The sequence below is a fragment of the Protofrankia sp. CiP1_Cm_nod1 genome (assembly GCF_920888515.1).
Taxonomy (GTDB): Bacteria; Actinomycetota; Actinomycetes; order Frankiales; family Frankiaceae; genus Protofrankia.
In genome coordinates this window covers 1-2,283 of sequence record NZ_CAKKTM010000106.1, presented here as the reverse complement: position 1 = coordinate 2,283, position 2,283 = coordinate 1, and the positions used below count along the sequence as shown (strand labels likewise).

The following is a 2,283-nucleotide window of genomic DNA, read 5'->3' as shown; positions in this document are numbered from 1 at the left end:
GCGCTGGGCGCCGCGGGGCCGGGCGGCGCGGGGCCGGGCGGCGGGCCCGGGGCCAGGGGCTCCGAGGTGCCCGAGGCCGGGCTGTCGTCCCCGGTCGAGCTGTCCAAAGCCGAGCCATCCGGGACATGGGCGTCGGCCCAGGCCGTCGCGGGTGACCCGGAGACGGCCCGCCAGGCGCTGATCGCGCTGCGCGAGGAGGTGGCCAGGGCCGTGGTCGGCCAGGACGCCGCCGTCAGCGGCCTTGTCGTGGCCCTGCTCTGCCGTGGCCACGTGCTGCTCGAAGGCGTCCCGGGGGTTGCCAAGACCCTGCTGGTACGCGCCCTGGCCGCGGCGCTGTCCCTGGACACCAGACGGCTGCAGTTCACCCCCGACCTGATGCCCGGGGACGTCACCGGGTCGCTCGTCTACGACACCCGCACCTCGCTGTTCACCTTCCGGGAGGGGCCGGTGTTCACGAACCTGCTGCTCGCGGACGAGATCAACAGGACGCCCCCGAAGACCCAGGCCGCGCTGCTGGAGGCGATGGAGGAACGCCAGGTCAGCGTCGAGGGGACGGCACGCCGGCTGCCGGTGCCGTTCACGGTCGTCGCCACCCAGAACCCGGTCGAGCACGAGGGCACCTATTCGCTCCCCGAGGCGCAGCTCGACCGGTTCCTGCTCAAGCTCACCGTGCCACTGCCGCCACGGGATGACGAGATCGGGATCCTCACCCGCCACGCGTCCGGTTTCGACCCGTCCGACCTGGACGCGGCCGGGCTCCGGCCGGTTGCCGGGCCGGCGCATCTCGCCGCCGCCCGCGACGCCGTCCGCGCCGTACAGGTCCGCCCGGAGGTGCTCGGCTACATCGTCGATCTCGCCCGCGCCACCCGGGTGGCGCCCTCCGTGCAGCTGGGCGTCTCGCCCAGGGGCGCGACCGCGCTGCTGGCCACCACCCGGGCGTGGGCGTGGCTGTCCGGACGGGGATACGCCACCCCGGACGACGTCAAGGCGCTGGCCCGGCCCACGCTGCGGCACCGGATCTCCTTGCGGCCCGAGGTCGTGCCCGACGGCGTCACCACGGACACCGTCCTCAACCAGGTACTGGCCACCGTGCCCGTCCCGCGGTAACCCGCGGTGGCCATCACCGGGCGGGCCGCCGGGCTCGCCCTCGCCGGCGTGGTCGCCGTCCTGCTCTCCCCGGCCCCGGCGGCGGCCCTGCTGCTGGTCGACGCGGCGCTCGTGCTCGCGGTGGCCGTGGACGTCGCGCTCGCCGGCGCTGTGCGCGGGCTTGCGTTCACCCGGTCCGGCCCGACGCAGACGCGGCTGGGTGAACCGGTGCCGCTGGTCCTCACCGTCACCAACACCGGGCGGCGCACGGTCCGGGCCCTGGTGCGTGACGCGTGGCCGCCGTCGTCCGGCGCCGCGCCCCGGGTGCTGCGGCTGACGGTCCCGGCCGGGCAGCGACGGTTCGGCGAGGTCGTCCTGCGCCCCACCCGCCGGGGGGACCGCCATCCGTACCGCATCACGGTCCGTTCGCTGGGGCCGCTCGGCCTCGCCGGCCGGCAGGGCCGCCACCACGCGCCGTTCCAGGTGCGGGTGCTGCCCGCGTTCCCCTCCCGGCGGCAGCTGCCGGCCGCGTTCGCGCGGCTCCAGGAGATCGAGGGAAACGTCACGCTCCGTATCGGCGGCCAGGGCTCGGAGTTCGACAGCCTGCGGGACTACGTCCCGGGCGACGACGTCCGCATGATCGACTGGCGGGCCAGCGCGCGGCACGGCACGGTGGCGGTCCGGTCGCTGCGGCCGGAACGGGACCGCCGGGTCATCTGCGTCCTGGACACCGGACGGACCAGCGCCGGCCGCATCGGCGACACCCCCCGCCTCGACCACGCGATGGACGCCGCCCTGCTGCTGGCGACCGTGGCCGCCCGCGCCGGCGACCGCGTCGGCCTGCTCGCGCACGACACCACGGCCCGGGTCGCCCTGCCGGTGGCCGGCGGCGGGAATCCGGTGGTCCGCATGAGCGCGGCGATGGCGCTGGTGGAACCCGTGCTGGCCGAGGCCGACCACCAGGCGATCGCCTCGGCGGTGCTGCGCGCCGCCGGGCGGCACTGCCTGGTCGTGCTGTTCACCGAGCTTGCTCCCGCGGTCGTCGAGGAAGGCCTGCTGCCGGCGCTGCCGGCGCTGACCGCCCGGCACACCGTCGTCGTCGCGGCGGTGAGCGACCCGCGGCTGGCCGAGCTCGCGGCCGGCCGGGGCGATGTGCACGCGGTCTACTCGGCCGCCGCGGCCGGGCAGACGCTGCTG

2 protein-coding genes are annotated in these 2,283 nt (G+C 76.5%); both read left to right on the top strand.

The features are described 5' to 3' along the window. Positions 1-99 precede the first annotated feature (99 nt). Positions 100-1,107: an AAA family ATPase gene (locus NBX02_RS05285; RefSeq protein WP_445548275.1), complete on the top strand. Its 1,008-nt coding sequence runs from the start codon at positions 100-102 to the stop codon at positions 1,105-1,107. A gap of 6 nt (positions 1,108-1,113) precedes the next feature. Further along, positions 1,114-2,283: DUF58 domain-containing protein (locus tag NBX02_RS05280; protein ID WP_250290244.1), on the top strand; the 1,170-nt coding region annotated here is incomplete at its 3' end.